Below are 17,336 nucleotides of genomic sequence, written 5' to 3'. Positions count from 1 at the left end.
CCTTTAAGTGGAACTGTTTGATCAATTCCGTGGCGTCATCGGGATCGCCGTTCTGCTCCTGATTGCTTGGGGGTTGAGCGAAGATCGGGCGGGCCGCCCGGGATGGCTCTGGATTGCGGGCGCGCTGGCTCTACAAGGCGTGCTGGCGCTAGCGATTGTGCGTGTCCCATTCATTTGGGACCTGATGGAATATGCGCAGAACGGCGTGGCGGCGATAGAGAAAGCTACCCTCGACGGCTCGTCCTACATGTTCGGTTATCTCGGCGGAGCGCCTCTGCCATTTGAGCTGAAAGAAGGCGTCGATGCGCCTTTGATCGTCGCGTTCCAGATATTGCCACTGGTTATCGTGTTCTCCGCGCTCGCGGCGCTGTTGTGGCATTGGGGTGTGCTGCGCTGGCTGGTGAATGGTCTGTCGTTCCTTCTGCGCAAGTCGATGGGTGTGAGCGGCGTTGTCGGCCTGTCCGGCGGGGCGAACATGTTCCTTGGTGTGGTCGAGAGCCCATTGGTGATCCGTGCCTATTTCGCGAAGATGAGCCGCGCCGAGCTGTTTCAGGTGATGGTGCTCGCCATGTCCACGATCAGCGGCGCGACTTTGGTGCTCTATGCAACGACCCTGAGCGAAACCGTGCCTGACGCGACTGGCCATATGATCTCGGCCTCGTTGGTGTCGCTGCCCGCCGCTTTGCTGATTGCGAAGTTGATGTTGCCGGGAAGGGCAGATGACGACGCAACTGAAGTCGAGAAAGAAGAACCAGGGCTCAAGTACGAAAGCAGCATCGATGCCATTGTGAAGGGCACGATGGACGGGATGCAGCTGTTCCTTGCGGTGATTGCTGTGATCATCGTGGTGTTCGCGCTGGTGTCGCTCACTGACATGGTGCTCGCGCTTCTGCCGCTCGTGGGAGACGAGCCGCTGACCTTGAAGCGCATTTTCGGCTGGTTGTTCGCCCCGCTGATGTGGCTGATCGGGGTTCCTTGGGCAGAGGCGCAGGCGGCTGGCGGCTTGATGGGGACCAAAGCGATCCTAAACGAATATGTCGCTTTTCTAGAACTCAAAGACATCACTGACGGTACGCTTGGCCCGCGCGGGCTGCTCATCACCACCTATGCTTTGTGCGGTTTTGCCAATTTGGCCAGCATCGGTTTGCTGGTGTCGACCATCGGCACTTTATGCCCTGAACGCCGCGCTGAGGCAGCAGGGCTGGGCATCAAGAGCTGGATCGCGGGCAACATAGCTACAGCGATGACGGGGGCCTGGATCGGGCTGGTGACCTTCTGATGCTCGATGCGAAGCTGCGCCCGCTGATCGATCCGCCGCTTAATCGAGCGGGGCGCGTACTGGCGGGTTGGGGCGTTACAGCGAACATGCTCACCTTCACCGGCTTGGCAGTGGGATTGGGCGGCGCCGTGGCGATTGCTTTCGGCCATGTGTGGATGGGTCTCGCGCTCATCATCGCAAACCGCGTACTGGACGGGCTCGACGGAGCTGTGGCACGCGCCTCTGCCCCGACTAGCTTGGGTGGTTATTTCGATATCGTTGCGGACTTTGCGTTCTACGTTTCCGTCCCGCTCGGCTTTGGCGTCATGGCATCGGCGAACACACTGCCGGCTTTGGTGTTGGTCGCCAGCTTTGTTCTTACCGGCGTCAGTTTTCTTGCTTTCGCCGTGATCGCGGCCGAGCGCGGTGACAGCACTCAGGCACATGGTAAGAAGAGTTTCTTCTATTCCACTGGCCTTGCCGAGGGCACCGAGACCATTGCGGTGTTTATCGCAATGTGCCTGTTCCCCGTATGGTTCGGCGTCATTGCCTATGCCTATGCGGGGCTATGTGTGCTGACGGTGTTTCAGCGCAGCGCGATGGCTGCGGCGCTGTTTCGCGACTGACTTAACGCTGTCCGATCCGCGCCTGTGTGGCTTCGCGCAGGTCTGCGATCCGCTTGGAATTGGCGCCAAGGTCGCTGGTGCCGACGCGGCTGACCGAACGGAAGTCAATCTGCGCCTCGCCCACGCGGGCGACCACATCGTCCTTGAACCCGAACCAGAATGTGGTGGCAACGCCCTCGACGCGGCCTTTTTCTACATCTGATGTGATATCGGAAAAGCCCAAATCAGCCATCGCTGCCGCCACAGCCTCGACCGCGTCCTCTTTCCCGGCACCTGCGAGTGGGAGCGGTGAAAGCGAGGCATAACGATCCGTGATAATCTGCGCGTGCGACTGAATGGCGAGTTCTTTGTCCGCGCTTTTCCACTTCTCCAAACGACCAATTGGCGTTTCGTAATCGGGCAGCGGGTTCGCGCCGGAATCTTCACGCGCCTTAATTTTCGCCTTTGAAAATGCGGGAGGGTTCGCCGTATCAGTTGCCACATCGTATATCGGGTTCTCAGCCGCCGTGCCGCGCGCTGAGATACCCAGATACGCAAAGAAAGCTGGCCCAAGCAGGGCAACTATGCCGATGGCGATCTTGGTTTTATCCCGCGGCGTTTTGAAAATCCCGATCAGAAGCACGGCGAGTGCTACAAGCGCCACTGCGCCGACCACCCACATGCCCCCGCCAAAGATCATGGTGCCCAATCCGAATTGCCAGCTCCAGAGGCCGAACTTCGTGCCCAACGCTGCAATCGCGAAATAGGCGGGAAGGAAAACGGTCAGCCCGAGGGCGAGTTTCGAATACCATGCGAGATTTTTCATGGCGTCTGTTTAGCGGCGTGATCGATCAACGCAAACCGACTTTCGCAACGCCTGGTGCGCCTCATGCAACTTTTTTGTCCTTTTACCGCCACATTCGGGAAACGCATTGCGTTTTGAACGTTTAGGGTTCGCATGGGCAGGCCAAGCGGCATCGGATCGCGACCGCAACAGCCTTCCTGAATGCCTTGGGATATTCATCTGCGGCTCGTCAAGAAGGGGGTCGCTTTAGATATTTAAGGGAATAACGACATGAAACGTAACGCCTTTCTGAGCGCAGTGGCAGTCACCAGCCTGTTTGCTGTTTCGGCATGTGGTGGCGAAGCCACTGACGCGCCGGCAACGGAAGAAACCGAAGAAGCGGCAACTGAAGAAACCGCGACTGAAGAAGAAGCCACCACAGAAGAAGCAGCCGAAGCAGCACCTGCTGTTGAAGCCAACGGCACCGTTATCGAAGTCCAGATGTATACGAAGGATCCGGACGATGCGAGCGGCCTTCAGGTCTTCAAACCGCGCCTCGTGAAGGCAAAAGTCGGCGATACAATCAAGTTCGTCCCGACCGACCCGACCCACCAGTCGGCTTCGATCGCAGGTATGATCCCTGAGGGCGTCGAAGGTTGGGAAGGCAAGGTCAACGAGGAAGTTTCCTACGTTGTGCCGAAGCCTGGCGTATACGGTTACAAGTGCACGCCGCACTACGCCGCAGGCATGATCGGTCTGATCGTGGTTGAAGGCGAAGGTTCGGACGCCAACGTCGAAGCTGCCAAGGGTGTCAGCCACCCGGGTCTCGCCGGTCGTGAGTTCGACGAGATCTTCACCGAAGCTGGCCTCTAAGCCAAACGGTTACGGCGAAAGCCAAACAGAAAAGGGCGGTGTGGTATGCCACACCGCCCTATTTCTTTGCTTCTGAGAACGCTTGGTCAGGCAGCGACTTCCATTCGTGCCAATTCGCACTGAGACCAGATTTCGCTGAGCGCGTTGATAAGGCGGGTGATGTCGCCGCTGTCATGCACTGGCGAAGGTGTCAGTCGCAGACGCTCTGTCCCTACTGGCACGGTCGGATAATTGATCGGCTGCACATAAATGCCGTGATTATCCATCAGCCAGTCGCTGATCATTTTGCACTTCTTCGCATCGCCCACCATCACCGGAATGATGTGGCTAGGGTTGTCGAGGTGCGGAATGCCCATCGTATCGAGCTGGCGACGAACCTCTTTGACACGCTCTTTTTGCGTGTCACGCTCGTGGTCGCTTTCTTTGAGGTGACGAATGCTGGCCGCTGCCCCGGCTGCCACAGCCGGAGGCAGGGCGGTCGAAAAGATAAAGCCGCTGGCAAAGCTGCGCACGAAGTCCACCAGGTTGGAAGAGGCTGCGATGTAGCCGCCCATCACGCCAAATGCCTTGCCCAGAGTGCCTTCGATCACGGTAATACGATCCATCAAGCCTTCGCGTTCGGCGATGCCGCCACCGCGTGGACCATACAGGCCAACGGCGTGAACCTCATCGATGTAGCTCATCGCGCCATGCTTCTCACACACGTCGAGGATCTCGGCGATGGGGGCGATGTCGCCATCCATCGAATACACGCTTTCAAACGCCACCAGCTTGGGAATATCCGCTGGGTATTCGGACAGCAAGCGGTCGAGGTCCTCGACATCGTTGTGCTTCCAGATCTTGTACGGCGCGCGGCTGTGCCGGATGCCTTCGATCATCGAAGCATGGTTGAGCGAGATCTGAGAAGACTACGCAGCCTGGGATCTTAGCTGCGAGTGTTCCCAGACCCGCCCAATTCGAAACATATCCAGAGGTGAAGAGAAGCGCGCTTTCCTTGCCGTGAAGGTCGGCAAGTTCGCGCTCCAGCTCTACGTGATAATGGTTGGTGCCCGAGATGTTACGCGTGCCGCCTGCGCCTGCACCGCATTCATCAAGGGTGGAGTGCATAGCCTCAAGCACCTTCGGGTGCTGGCCCATGCCCAGATAATCATTTGAGCACCAAACGGTAACCGCGCGGGTTTCATCGTCGACAAAGCGCGTGGCGTGCGGGAACTTGCCGCAATGCCGCTTGATATCAGTGAAGACGCGGTAGCGACCGTCTTCGCGAACGGTGTCCAGCTCGCTTGCGAAAAAGGCTTCGAAGTCCATGGCGTTACCCTCTGTTTCCATGTTGTCGTTCTTGAAAGTCATGACGGCGTTCCCGTCTGATTGCGTTGTTTTGAAAAGGCCCAGCCCCACAGCATTCCATCGCGAAATGGCAGGGCGAGAAAGATATGTTCGAGCGCGCCGAGCAGGCACAATGCGGTGAGCAGGCTGGCGCCAACCATCTCGGCGCTGCCAGTGGGTGCTGCGATGGCGAGGCTGGCAAACCACCATGCAACCGCAAGGATTGCCGCAATGGAACCCGCGAGGAGCACAGTCATACGATTGCGCCCGAAATAGCTCTTCAGATAGGAAAGATGCACCGGCAGCATCTCCGTGGAGGTGTTGGGTACACCAACGAACAGATTGATTTTTGAAGAGAGCCGCAGACCGAACATCAACACGAAGACGGTCGCGCCGATCTGGTTCGGTGCATTCCAAGCCAGTGAGATCAACATCAGTGCGGTGAGCGCCAAAGCGACTTCGTGGTGGATCACCGTCGCGCTTGCTTGTGTGAAACGTTCGATACCGCGCGCTTGCGGATCGGCTTCGATCCGGCGTGGACCCGCAGCGGCACCGGTAAGAAAACCGATTTCGTGCCATGCCCATACGAGCAATGCACCGCCAAAGGCTGCGTAAACCGCAAGTTGGGATATCGACCACGAGGCGATCAGAATCACAATCAAGCCGACCAAGCCACCAATTCCGCCCAGCATCAGGCTGCGACGGAAGGTCGCGCGCTCACGGCTATCCGCCCAGGCGATAAGGCCCGTTGCGAAAAACCAGATCGCGACCGTCACGATGAACGGTACAATATGACCGCTCCAGCTTACCATGCAGGATGAAGCCTGATCGATTGCGGAAGCGTGTTCGGCTTGACCGTCTGGAAGTACATCCGCGCGAAGTTGAAGCCTGCGCCTGCGGCACCGGTCATGCGTTTAAAGAAGCCGCCAATGCCGCCCTGCGCCTTGCCATCGTCGATCCGGTTTGAAGCCTTGCGCAATGCTTCCATCCGCGCGCGGAACTTCGGATCATCAATGTCGAGCTCAACAGGGAAGACCTGCTTGCTGATCTCGTTGCAGATGCGGAAGACTTCGTAGTCATACTCGGTCGGATCGACACCAAGCGCCTTATGGAACACCGGGCGGGCATGGTCGCGGACATACATCGTCGCATAGACCGAAAGCAGGAAGAACCGAATCCACAGCTTGTTACGCCCTTCGAGCAGCTGCGGGTCCGCGCGCATCAACATGGCGAAGGCTTCGCCGTGGCGGAACTCGTCATTGCACCATTCTTCAAACCAGTCGAAAATCGGGTGGAACTTGCGATCCGGATTGCGCGCGAGGTGGCGGTAAATCGTGATATAGCGGGCGTAGCCGATCTTCTCTGACAGATAGACCGCGTACCAGATGAACTTCGGCTTGAAGAACGTGTATTTCTTGGTCTTCGTCAGATAGCCGAGATCCACACCGATCCCTGCATCTTTAAGGCTTTCATTGATGAAACCGGCATGGCGGCTCTCATCGCGTGCGAGCAGTTTGAACAGCTGCTTCACGTCCGGGTTCTTTGTCCGCTTGGCGATCTCGGCATAGAGCACGCAGCCGGAGAATTCCGAGGTCATCGAGCTGACGAGGAAATCGGTGAATTCCTTGCGCAGTTCGGGCTCCAGCCCTTCGATAATGCCAGCGAAATCATCCTTGTGGCGGAAGTGCTTCTTGTTCGGGTCGCCCACCATATCCGCGATAAGCTGGTCCCACTCTTCGCGGACCAGCGACACATCAATCGCGTCCAGCGCGTCAAAATCGGTGGTGTAGAAGCGCGGCGTCAGGACGGTGTCCTGCGTCGCCAGCGCCATCGCCTCTTCGCTCGTCATCATTGCCTGATCATTGGCTTTGATTTGGGTGTGAGCGTTCATTTGATCCTCCCAGCGTTGAAGCTGACTTCGTACAATTCTGCCAAATCGAAATAGGCTGCTGCCTTCACGAGCAGGCGCTTGAATGGTCCGGCGCGGGTCACCGTGGCGGTTCGGTAAAACACTTCCTTGCTGCCGAACGGGATGGAGATCGGGTCTCCATGGACGCGCACCTTGTCACCCGGCTCCATCTCGATGTCGTCGGGCAGATCGACATGCGCGTGAAAATGCTCGCTGCTCTGTTCGACCGTAATGGTGCACGGCGTCTGGAATTCGCGCGCACTGGTATCAATCGGGGAAGGGGCGACACTCGCCATCACTTGGTCCCCTGCGGCAGCATTTCAGCGAACACGCGGCGGTTGTCTTTGCCAAAGGACGCAACCTCCACCGTTTCGCCCGTGGTGCTGTCGCTCAATGTCAGGTCGCCATTGGTCCATTCGATCAGATCGAATGCGACTTCCGGGCCGATTGCGCGGATGCGGCGCTGATGAACGAGACTGCGCGCGGTGGAGCGAATAAAGCCGCCCGTGCCAGGACCGTAGCTGGCGAGGACTTCGCCGCTCGCGCCGTCCTCAACGCGGACCGTGCCGCCCTGTTCGTCAAAGAAGCGGATCGTCCGGCTCTGAGCCATCGTTACGCCATCCGCCGCGCGCACTTCGCTGGGGATCGCTTGGCGTTCGAAGAACCCGAAACTGACCATTGCCGTTAGCACCACCGACAAAGCGACAACCGCGCCCATGAACATGAGCGGGAGCTTGTGGACGGCAAACTCGTCTTCTTCGTAAGTCCGGACGATTGCGGCGATGATCATGCAGGCGCTCCCTTAAGGCCGCCTTCGGTCATAGTGCCTTGGGCGACGCTATCTTTGATCTGCGTCAAATTTTGGTCGATTGCCTCATGCTGGGCACAGGCCTCGGCCAGAAGCGCGGCGACCTGATCGACATTGGGGATGGCGCGCAGCATTGGCTGCGGGTGCGAATAATGCAGCGGGCGGTTATGCGGCCACAGCAGCAACCATCCCAGCATACGTTCACCATTCACCTCGACAGCGATGTCGCCGTGACCATTGCCACGGTCTTTCAGATGGGCGGAACCGATATGTTTGAGCGGGATGTTGATCCGCGTCTCGATTGCCATGCCGATGCGCATGATAAGGCGAGCATCGGTGATGATGTATGTTGTTGTGCGCACACTCATCCAGGCCAGGCCTTGCATGATCGCGAGCGCGACAACGCCGAGCACCGCGCAAACCAGCGCGGCGTTGGGATTGCCGAGGATCACCGCGATCCCGATCAAGAGCACGAAGTAGAGGGCGAACTTGCGTGTGTGGAATGCCGAGCGGGCAAGGACGGCCAGATCAGGCCGCCCTTTCCACAATACGGTTTCGTTCGCCGCAGGCGTGCCCATTGGGTCGCCGTCTGCGCTCGGCCCGTCGATCTCATCAACCTCCGGGCGGGTCTCTGCGTGATCGTTTAGAGCCACGGTTCGCCCCGATCCGGCGTCGCATACATGTAGCCGCCGCCGTAGTAGGCCATGATCTTGTCTTCCTCGAGACGGGTGATCTGGCCTGCGGTTGCCACCTGCGGAACGTCGTCAAACTGCTCCGAAGTGATTGAGTCGATGTCGATCAGAGGAACCTGGTCATCCACCAGCGGCGTGATGCCACCAAGGAAGCCTTTCCCCTGAACCGCACATACAAACATCGGCGCAAGAACCTTCTTGCCCGACTTGGTTGTCACTTCGAGATAGCGGATGATGTGCTCCGACTGGTCGACCCAGATATCGCTGACTTCACCGGCCAGTTTCTTGTCGACGCCGTACACCGGCAGGCCAACAGGGTTCATGTCCTGCTTTGCAACCACGATGTCATGGCTGTCAGCGATAGGAACGATGCGCGGACGACCATCAAAGGTTAGGTCAGGGTAGTCCTCACGCTCTGCATAAGCACCCGGACCCATGGCTGACTTCATACCGTCGCCATTGGGTACCCATGGTGCCCCAGCAGAACCGAACGCTTGTTGCGCGTCGATACGATCCAGCTTGGATTGCGGATCGCGTGGCAGATCTTCGGGGGTGTAGGTGCCCCGGCCATGCGGCAGCTTGAAGGTCTTTTTGCCTGCATCCGACAGCGGAAGGCCGCGTTCAACAACGCCGGTCTGCTCATGCTCCAGCGGATAGCCTTCACGGCGGCTCTCGCGATTGAGATAAATCACGAGGCCCACAAAGAAGACGAAAAAGGCGAGGAAGGTCAGCTCGGCCACGTCGAACGTGCCGACAATGTAGGTTATACCTTCAGATTGCATTGTACTTTCCTTTCATTCGGAATCGGTGGCTGAGGCGGCAGCCGCCGGGGATCAAAATCCGTCATGTCGGGAACTCCCTCAGGCCAAATGGCTGGCCTGCATTGTCCCTAGGATCGTTGGTGGTTCTGCGAGCGTGGCCGACCAACGGTCCGATCGCGGCGAGACCTGCAAGAAGCAGCAGGATTTCGAGGATGTAGACAGTTCCGTAACCCGTCGCCCGGGTTGCCAGAACGGCGGAAAGGCTGCCGTCAGCGGCGAGCCATGCGAAGATGTCACGCAAACCCCCGCCAAGCGCGATCCCAGCGCCTGCACAGGTGGCTTGCACAGCACCCCATGCCCCCAACGCCAAACCGGCGGTGGAGGACTTTGCGAGGGCCATGGCTTCGATCAGTGTCCCGACGGAAAACAGACCAAGGCCAAGGCCGATTGCGGTTGCTCCAAGAAAGAGCATTGTCGCGGAGCCAAACGGTGCCGCGAAGATAACAAGCAGAAACGCCATCACGCCGGTCACCAGACCAGCACCCGCGATACGCAGCGGGTCACCGCCCCGAGAGAGTGAGCGTCCAGAAAGAACAAAGCCGACCAGCGAACCAAGTGCCCAAGCTCCGGTAAGCGAGGTAGTCGCGCCGACGGAGAGGCCAAGGACCTCGCCGCCATAGGGTTCGAGGAGCGCATCCTGCATTGCAAAGCCCGCCGAACCGATACCGATGCCGGTCAGAAGGCGCGCATTGCGGCCATCTTTGACGAAGTCGTTCCACAATTGGCTGAACGTCGGTGCGTCGGGGTCTTTCTTCGCCCGGTCACGAGTGCGCGCTTCTTGCTTCCACAGTGCGGTGAGGTTCAGGACAAACGTGACCACAGCGCAGCCTTGAATGACTTGCACAAGGCGCGTGGGTGAGAAGTCCATCAGCAGTCCGCCGATGACAAAGGCGCTGAACATCATGCCGACAAGCAGCATGACGTAAAGCAGTGCGACGGCGCGTGGACGCTTGTCTTCAGGCGCCAGATCAGTGGCCAAGGCGAGGCCAGCGGTCTGCGTGATATGGAAGCCCGCGCCTGTCAGCAGGAACGCGGCCGCAGTGCTCGTTATGCCAAGGATGAAGTCGGCCTCACGGCTGAGCAGCAGCAGTGCAAACGGCATAATGGCGAGGCCGCCAAACTGCATCAGAGTGCCAAACCAGATGAACGGCACACGCCGCCAACCAAGGGCAGAGGCGTGGGTGTCTGACTTGTGACCGATCAGAGCGCGGAATGGCGCGATCAGCAGCGGCACAGCAATCAGCAGCGCAACGATAAAACTGGGCACGCCAAGCTCGACAATCATCACGCGGTTGAGCGTGCCGTTGAGCAGTACCGCCGCCATGCCCACGCTGAACTGGAACAGAGACAGGCGAAGAAGCTGCGACAAAGGCAACTCGGTACTCGCCGCGTCTGCAAAAGGCAGAAACTTGGCGATCGCCTGGAAAATCTCCGGTGCAGGGCGGGGCGTGTCGGTCATGTCAGTTTGACAAGCTCCAATGCCTGACTGGTGTAGAACCCACTCGAAACACGCTGGGTGCGGCCAATCTTCCAGCCTTTGATGCGAGTCAGTTTGGCGCGCAGGGCGACTTCAGCGACCGGCACAATCGCGGGGGAGCGGTCACTTTTCGGGAAGACCTTGCCAACCTTGTGCATCGCGCCGAGCAGCTTTGTGTGCGGGGCGAAGGTGAACAGGATCGAATGGTTAGTGCGGCCGGCAAGTTCTTCGAGCGCGGCGACCAGGTCGTCCGGCTCGTAATGGATCAGCGAGATCCATCGCGACGACGTGGTCAAACGTTCCGAAGGCAGGATCGAGCATGTCACCCGCTTCCCACTTGATATGGCCGTGGCCGGTAAAACCCGGCTCGCGATCACGCGCGACTTCGACAAGGCCGCCAGCTACGTCGACACCGGTGACTTCGGCTCCGCGACATGCTGCACCAACAGCAAGTGCGCCTGTGCCGCAGCCCGCATCAAGCAGACTTGTACGGCGCATATCGGCGGGCAGCCAATCAAGCAGCGTCTTGCGCATCTCGTCACGCCCGGCACGAACCGTGGCGCGGATGCCGCTAACCTTTTTGTCCGACGTCAGATCAATCCAAGCTTGCCGGGCCGTGCTATCAAAATAGGTTGCAAGCGCCTCTCGCTTGTCAGCGTAGGCGCCCGTTTCGAAGGGTGTGGGAACGCGGCTGGCCATCATTCAAACCCCAGAAAATCAAAGATGTCGCGGTCTTTCATCGGCTCGGCCGCTTGCGGTTCGACGCCCGCCCAAAGCTGTGCGGCAAGGCGGAGATATTCGTCCTGCGCCTGCTTTACCTCGGGGCTGTCGTCCATTTCGAACAATGTGCATTTTTTGAGGCGCGAGCGACGGATCGCATCGACATCGCGGAAATGCGCGAGGCGTTGCATGCCGATTTCGTCGCAGAAACGGTCGATCTCGTCGGTTTCGCGGCTGCGATTGGCGACCACACCTGCAAGACGCACATCGTAATTCTTCGATTTCGCGCCGATGGCCGCGACGATGCGGTTCATGGCGAAGATGCTGTCAAAGTCGTTGGCAGCGACCACCAATGCCCGCTCTGCGTGTTGCAGCGGAGCCGCAAAACCGCCGCACACCACATCACCCAGCACGTCGAAAATCACCACGTCGGTGTCTTCGAGAAGGTGGTGCTGTTTGAGCAGTTTCACCGTTTGGCCCACGACATAACCGCCGCAACCTGTGCCCGCCGGAGGCCCACCAGCCTCCACGCACATCACGCCGTTATAGCCTTCAAACATGTAGTCATCGGGCCGCAGCTCTTCGCTATGAAACTCGACCGTTTCGAGAACGTCGATCACCGTCGGCATCAGCTTCTTGGTAAGCGTAAACGTGCTGTCATGCTTGGGGTCACAGCCGATCTGGAGCACACGGTGGCCGAGCTTTGAAAACGCCGCCGATAGGTTGGACGAGGTGGTCGATTTGCCGATCCCGCCTTTGCCATAGACGGCGAAAACCTTCGCGCCTTTGATCTGGTCGCGCGGGTCAAGCTGGACCTGGACCGAACCCTCGCCGTCTGGCTGCGAGAAACCGGATTTCGGTGTGTGCAGGTTCATAGTTAGCCGTCCCTCTCTTATTCGGCCACGAACACGCCTTCGAGGCGGTCTTCGAGTTCATCATTGGCTTCGCGCAGTGCGGCGAGCGTCGCGTCATCTGGCTCCCACAGTTCGCGGTCGCATGCTTCGAGCAAGCGCCCTGCGACCCGCGCGGACGCCTTTGGATTGAGTTGCGAGAGGCGCGCGCGCATCTCTTCGTCGAGCACGAAAGTCTCGGAAATCTTTTGATAGACCCACGGCGCGACTTGGCCGGTGGTGGCGGACCAGCCGAGCGTGCTGGTCACGTGCCCTTCGATCTGGCGCACACCTTCAAATCCGTGATCGAGCATCCCTTCAAACCACTTGGGATTGAGTGTGCGCGTACGCGCTTCGAGGTCGATCTGTTCGGAAAGCGTGCGAACCTTTGGCTTTCCGCGAGTTGCATCGAGGATGTAGACGGGGGCGTCTGCACCTTTGGCTTTCGCTACCGAGCGGCTGACCCCACCAAGCCCGTCCACATATTGGTCGACATCGTTGATGCCTAGCTCGACGCTTTCGAGGTTTTGATAGGTGAAATCGACGCCCTTGAGCGCGCTTTGAAGCAGATCGCGCTGTTGCACAGGTGTGCCGCTGACCCCGTAGGCAAAGCCCTTATTGATTTCGAATGCGTTGGCGAGTTCGTCAGGATCGGCCCATGCCCCGCCTTCGATCATCTGGTTGACGTTCGCACCGTAGGAGCCCTCGGCATTAGAATAGACGCGCAACGCCGCAGTTTCGATGTCGCAACCATGCTGCTGCGCATGGGCGAGACTGTGTTTGCGAACGAAGTTCTGTTCGAGAGGCTCGTCCGCTTGCGATGCCAGCAGCGCAGCCTCGGCAAGCATCCGGGTCTGCAACGGCAGCAAGTCGCGGAAGATGCCCGACAGTGTCATGACCACGTCGATGCGCGGACGGCCCAGTTCTTCGAGCGGGATCAGCTCGGCGCCTGCCAAGCGACCATAGCCGTCGCGGCGCGGTCGGGCGCCCAACAGCGTCATCGCCTGCGCGATTTGCACGCCCTCGGTCTTCATATTGTCCGTGCCCCACAGCACCATGGCGATGCTTTCAGGGTAAGGCTCGCCATTCTCGACGTGGCGTGCGATCAGTTTGTCGGCCTGATCGGTGCCCTGCATACAGGCATAGGCACTGGGAATACGGAACGGATCGAAACCGTGAATGTTGCGGCCGGTGGGCAGAACAGCCGGATTGGCAACAATGTCTCCGCCCGGTGCCGGCTGGACATAACCGCCATCTAGCGCGTGGATCAGTGAGCCGAGTTCGTCGCAGGCATCGATGGCGCCGCCCATCGTATCTCGGTCGCCATCCTCTGCGGCGTCGAGCATGGCGTCGAGCATGTCCTCGCGCTGTTCGCCTTGCGGATTGCGACCCAGCACATGCAAGCCATGCGGGATCAGGGTCTGTTCGAGCTCATAGAGACGACCCGAAAGGTCCTCAATCGCGCCCATTTCGATATCGAGCGCTTCGCATTGCACTGCGATCAGTTCGGCAAGGTCGGCGCGTTCGGCTTCGTCATCCGCGCCGGTCATGCGCCAGCGTTCGACGCTCGCCTTGAGCTCGGCGAGACCTTTGTAAAGGCCGGCCTGTGCCAGCGGCGGGGTCATGTAGCTGACCAGCGTGGCGGCGCTGCGACGCTTCGCCAGCATCCCTTCGGAGGGATTGTTCGCGGCATAGAGATAGTAATTGGGCAGATCGCCGATAAGCCGTTCGGGCCAGCAATCGCTGGTCATGCCAGCCTGTTTGCCCGGCATAAATTCAAGCGCGCCGTGAGTGCCGAAATGCAGAACGCTGTGCGCACCGAAATCCTCACGCAGCCAGCGATAGAATGCGCTGAAGGCATGTGTGGGGGCGAAGTTGCCCTCGAACAGCAGCCGCATTGGATCGCCTTCGTAACCGAAGGTCGGTTGCACCCCGACAAAGACATTTCCGAAGTGCGCGCCGTAAACATGGATGTGGCCACCATCGGCCTGCGCTTTGCCAGGGGCGGGGCCCCATTGTGCTTCGATCTCGGCCAGATGTGGCTCGCGGCGCACGTGCTCGTCCGCCGGAATACGGGCGGCGACATTGGCATCGGCACCGAAGCGTTCCGAGTTGCCCTTCAGGATGGCATCGCGAAGCTCATCGACGTTCTGCGGCAGTGCGACCGAGTATCCCTCGTCAGCCAACCTTTGCAGTGTCGCAAACAGCGATTCATAGACCGAGAGGAACGCTGCCGTGCCTGTCGCGCCCGCGTTCGGCGGGAAGTTAAACAGCACCACAGCGAGTTTGCGTGTCGCGCGCTCTGAACGGCGCAACTCGATCAGTTTCAGGGCCCGCGCAGCCAGTGCTTCGGCGCGCTCTGAACAAACCTGCATCGGGCGGATTTTCTCGGACACGGTGCGCTCACAACGTCGCTCGCACCCTTCGCATACGCCGCTATCACCGATACGCCCGCCAAACACGCTGGGGACGGTGGAACCGTCAAGCTCGGGCAATGCGACCATCATTGTCGCTTCGAGCGGCAGAAGACCTTGTTCGCGGCTGCGCCATTCTTCGATGGTCTGAAATTCGATCGCGTGAGCGGCGAGATAAGGCACGTCGAGATTGCCGAGCACTTCGCGCGCAGCGTCAGCATCGTTGTAAGCAGGGCCGCCCACCAGTGAGAAGCCGGTGAGGTTGATTATGGCATCCACGGTCGGCTTGCCGCGCTCGACAAAGAACTTCTCAATCGCCGGGCGTGCATCGAGACCGCTCGCGAAGACCGGAACGACCTCCATGCCTGCCGCCTCAAAAGCTTCGATCACGCCGTCATAATGCCCTGCGTCATGTCCAAGCAGGTAAGAGCGAAGCAGGATCAGACCGACGGTGCCATTCTTGCCGTCACCGCGCTTCTTGGCGGCGGCGAGAAGACGGGTGCTGTCCCCGATCTTTCCCTTGGCATGCGGATGATAGACGCCGGTTTCGGGGTATTCGAGCGGTGCCTCGGCAGGGGTCTCGCCCCGCCGCGCCTCGCGCTCGCCCGCCGCATAGCGATCGATCAGCGCACGGACCATGGCGATCACGTTCTCGTCCGACCCGGCTAGCCAATATTGCAGCGTCAGGAAATAGGCTCGTACATCCTGCGCGGTGCCGGGAATGAACTTTAGGATCTTCGGCAGGCGGCGCAGCATCTTCATCTGGCCAGCGCCAGAGCTTGCGCCTTGTTTCTTCGACCCGCGCAATTTCTTCAGCAGCGCCAGCGGGCCCTTTGCGGGCGCATCCATGCGATATCCACCCATGCGAGTGAGCTTCACGATCTCGCCCGCTGACATCAGGCACACCATCGCGTCACAGTCTTCGCGCCGCGCTTCGAGCGCGGGCAGGATTGCGCGCATGTGATCGTCGAGGAAGATCATCGTCGCGATGACGATGTCCGCTTCGGCAATTGCGGCTTTCACTTGTGTTAGCGCGTGCTCATCGCTGCCCCATTCGCTGGCTGCGTGAAGCTCCAACGAAATGCCATCCTTGGAAAGCGCATCATCTGCGCGTTCGACCGCCCCTTTCAGGTGATTGTCCAGCGTGACAATCACCACCTTGACCGGAGCAGGTCCGGAGAGGGAGGTCGAGACGCTACCGTGCATAATGCGCCTTCGCGTCGTAGAGCGTGTCTAGGTCGATTTGTGGCCGCCCTTGCTCGGCGGCAAAAGCTTCGGTGTTACGGCGCGCCTTGCCCCGCACGAAGAACGGGATTTTCTTTAACTCGCGCTGCGCTTCGTCGGTCCACATGGCGCCATCATGCGCTGTGACGAGTGGCTCTTCGGGTGCAGGCTCCGCTGGCGCGCTTGCGGGCTTCTTTGGTGCATGCGCCGCATGGTGTGAGGGGCCATTCTCGTCTGAAAACTCGAAGTCTTCGCGAAACATGGTGAGCAAGTGCTCTTCAAGACCCATCACCAGCGGGTGCACCCACGTGTCAAAGATCACATTCGCGCCTTCGAAACCCATTTGGGGTGAGTGACGTGCGGGGAAGTCTTGCACATGCACTGGCGACGAAATCACGGCACAGGCCATGCCAAGACGTTTGGCAATGTGGCGTTCCATTTGCGTGCCCAGCACCATTTCCGGTGCGGCTTCGATGATGGCTTCCTCAACCTCCAGATGATCGTCCGTGATCAGCGGATCGAGGCCATATTCCTTCGCTGCGGCGCGAATGTCGCGGGCGAATTCGCGGTTGTAGCAGCCGAGGCCAACAACCTCGAAGCCAAGCTCTTCCTTGGCGATACGCGCTGCGGCAACGGCGTGGGTGGCGTCTCCGAAGATGAAAACGCGTTTGCCGGTGAGATATGTCGAGATCGACACTGCGGCTCCACCATGGAAGCCGGGAATGGGTGTCGCCGAGGGCAGGCGTGGGATCTGCACCTGCCAACTCGGCGACGTCGACGATGAAACGCTGTGTAGCGCCAACGCCGATAGGGATTGAGCGAACCGCGGGCTGCTTGAACGTCCGTTCGAGCCAGCGGGCCGCTTCATCTGCAATTTCGGGGTAAAGGACGATGTTGAAATCGGCATTGCCGATCCGCGTGATGTCCTGCGGGGTCGCATCCAAGGGTGCGACGAGGTTCACTTCGATATCAAGCGTATCGAGAATCTTGCGTATCTCGACCAGATCATCGCGATGGCGGAAGCCAAGCGCACATGGTCCAAGGATATTGGCGCGCGCCTTACGCCCCTCTCGAGGGCCTGCGCCAATATCCTTGTCTGCAAGATGACGAACGATTTGGTAGAATGTTTCTGCCGCGCCCCAGTTTTCCTTGCGCTGGTAGCTCGGCAGCTCAAGCGGGATGGCGGGGCAGGGCAGGTCCATGGCTTCGGAAAGACCGCCAGGGTCATCCTGAATGAGTTCGGCAGTGCACGATGCGCCAACGATCATGGCCTGCGGCTTGAACCGCTCGGCGGCGTCTTGCGCGGCGTCTTGAAACAGCTGCGCGGTATCCTTGCCCAGATCGCGTGCTTCGAATGTGGTGTAAGTCACTGGCGGGCGCTTGTTGCGCCGCTCGATCATGGTGAACAGCAGATCAGCGTAGGTATCACCCTGCGGCGCATGGAGAACGTAATGCAGGTCCTTCATCGCGGTTGCCACGCGCATCGCGCCGACATGGGGCGGGCCTTCATATGTCCAGACGGAAAGCTGCATCGC

At 59.5% G+C, this 17,336-nt stretch carries 15 protein-coding genes and 2 pseudogenes; 3 read left to right on the top strand and 14 right to left on the bottom strand.

The features are described from left to right. Positions 1 to 7: 7 nt before the first annotated feature. The gene (locus AC0V6K_RS03120; RefSeq protein ID WP_472624684.1) at positions 8 to 1,279 is read left to right on the top strand and encodes a NupC/NupG family nucleoside CNT transporter; all 1,272 of its coding nucleotides are present in this window, start codon (positions 8 to 10) and stop codon (positions 1,277 to 1,279) included. Further along, the gene (locus AC0V6K_RS03115) at positions 1,279 to 1,884 is read left to right on the top strand and encodes a CDP-alcohol phosphatidyltransferase family protein (RefSeq protein ID WP_472624682.1); all 606 of its coding nucleotides are present in this window, start codon (positions 1,279 to 1,281) and stop codon (positions 1,882 to 1,884) included. Before AC0V6K_RS03120 ends, AC0V6K_RS03115 begins: the two co-directional genes overlap by 1 nt. Before the next feature lies 1 nt (position 1,885). On the opposite strand, the gene AC0V6K_RS03110 is transcribed toward AC0V6K_RS03115, so the two are convergent. Next, positions 1,886 to 2,689 carry a DUF1499 domain-containing protein gene (locus AC0V6K_RS03110; RefSeq protein WP_472624680.1) on the bottom strand — a complete coding sequence of 268 codons (804 nt, stop codon included), beginning with the start codon at positions 2,687 to 2,689 and terminating at the stop codon, positions 1,886 to 1,888. Between the two features lie 249 nt (positions 2,690 to 2,938). On the opposite strand from AC0V6K_RS03110, the gene AC0V6K_RS03105 reads away from it, so the two are divergent. Then, positions 2,939 to 3,520 carry a pseudoazurin gene (locus AC0V6K_RS03105; protein ID WP_472624678.1) on the top strand — a complete coding sequence of 194 codons (582 nt, stop codon included), beginning with the start codon at positions 2,939 to 2,941 and terminating at the stop codon, positions 3,518 to 3,520. An 86-nt stretch (positions 3,521 to 3,606) separates the two neighbouring features. On the opposite strand, the pseudogene hemA reads toward AC0V6K_RS03105, so the two are convergent. The 13 genes and pseudogenes from hemA to bchB all read right to left on the bottom strand — a co-directional run bounded on the left by hemA (position 3,607) and on the right by bchB (position 17,333). Further along, positions 3,607 to 4,828 (bottom strand): annotated as a pseudogene (gene hemA, locus AC0V6K_RS03100) (5-aminolevulinate synthase). A 38-nt stretch (positions 4,829 to 4,866) separates the two neighbouring features. Beyond that, positions 4,867 to 5,658 (bottom strand): putative photosynthetic complex assembly protein PuhE, encoded by a 792-nt coding sequence (puhE, locus tag AC0V6K_RS03095; protein WP_472624676.1) that lies wholly within the window; start codon positions 5,656 to 5,658, stop codon positions 4,867 to 4,869. Beyond that, positions 5,652 to 6,737: a magnesium-protoporphyrin IX monomethyl ester (oxidative) cyclase gene (acsF, locus tag AC0V6K_RS03090; RefSeq protein WP_472624674.1), complete on the bottom strand. Its 1,086-nt coding sequence runs from the start codon at positions 6,735 to 6,737 to the stop codon at positions 5,652 to 5,654. The genes puhE and acsF overlap by 7 nt, the downstream gene beginning before the upstream one ends. Further along, entirely contained in the window at positions 6,734 to 7,051 is a 318-nt protein-coding gene (locus tag AC0V6K_RS03085; protein WP_472624672.1) for a hypothetical protein, read from the bottom strand. Before AC0V6K_RS03085 ends, acsF begins: the two co-directional genes overlap by 4 nt. Further along, complete coding sequence (gene puhC, locus AC0V6K_RS03080; protein WP_472624670.1) at positions 7,051 to 7,545, bottom strand: photosynthetic complex assembly protein PuhC; 495 nt, start codon at positions 7,543 to 7,545, stop codon at positions 7,051 to 7,053. The genes AC0V6K_RS03085 and puhC overlap by 1 nt, the downstream gene beginning before the upstream one ends. Then, on the bottom strand, positions 7,542 to 8,216 hold the full coding sequence (gene puhB, locus AC0V6K_RS03075) for a photosynthetic complex putative assembly protein PuhB (protein ID WP_472624668.1): 675 nt from the start codon (positions 8,214 to 8,216) through the stop codon (positions 7,542 to 7,544). The genes puhC and puhB overlap by 4 nt, the downstream gene beginning before the upstream one ends. Then, complete coding sequence (gene puhA, locus AC0V6K_RS03070) at positions 8,207 to 9,037, bottom strand: photosynthetic reaction center subunit H (protein ID WP_472624666.1); 831 nt, start codon at positions 9,035 to 9,037, stop codon at positions 8,207 to 8,209. Before puhA ends, puhB begins: the two co-directional genes overlap by 10 nt. Positions 9,038 to 9,098: 61 nt before the next feature. Next, positions 9,099 to 10,535, bottom strand: coding sequence for a BCD family MFS transporter (locus AC0V6K_RS03065; RefSeq protein WP_472624664.1), 1,437 nt, complete (start codon positions 10,533 to 10,535; stop codon positions 9,099 to 9,101). Next, on the bottom strand, positions 10,532 to 10,879 hold the full coding sequence (locus AC0V6K_RS03060) for a hypothetical protein (RefSeq protein ID WP_472624662.1): 348 nt from the start codon (positions 10,877 to 10,879) through the stop codon (positions 10,532 to 10,534). The genes AC0V6K_RS03065 and AC0V6K_RS03060 overlap by 4 nt, the downstream gene beginning before the upstream one ends. Beyond that, positions 10,761 to 11,255 carry a methyltransferase domain-containing protein gene (locus AC0V6K_RS03055; RefSeq protein ID WP_472624660.1) on the bottom strand — a complete coding sequence of 165 codons (495 nt, stop codon included), beginning with the start codon at positions 11,253 to 11,255 and terminating at the stop codon, positions 10,761 to 10,763. Before AC0V6K_RS03055 ends, AC0V6K_RS03060 begins: the two co-directional genes overlap by 119 nt. Continuing rightward, the gene (bchL, locus tag AC0V6K_RS03050) at positions 11,252 to 12,148 is read right to left on the bottom strand and encodes a ferredoxin:protochlorophyllide reductase (ATP-dependent) iron-sulfur ATP-binding protein (protein WP_472624658.1); all 897 of its coding nucleotides are present in this window, start codon (positions 12,146 to 12,148) and stop codon (positions 11,252 to 11,254) included. The genes AC0V6K_RS03055 and bchL overlap by 4 nt, the downstream gene beginning before the upstream one ends. Positions 12,149 to 12,165: 17 nt before the next feature. After that, entirely contained in the window at positions 12,166 to 15,783 is a 3,618-nt protein-coding gene (locus AC0V6K_RS03045; RefSeq protein ID WP_472624656.1) for a magnesium chelatase subunit H, read from the bottom strand. Then, positions 15,773 to 17,333: pseudogene (gene bchB, locus AC0V6K_RS03040) on the bottom strand (ferredoxin:protochlorophyllide reductase (ATP-dependent) subunit B). The gene AC0V6K_RS03045 and the pseudogene bchB overlap by 11 nt, the downstream one beginning before the upstream one ends. Positions 17,334 to 17,336 lie beyond the last annotated feature (3 nt).

This window comes from Erythrobacter sp. S43, assembly GCF_057364955.1.
This window is presented reverse-complemented; position numbering and strand designations above follow the sequence as displayed.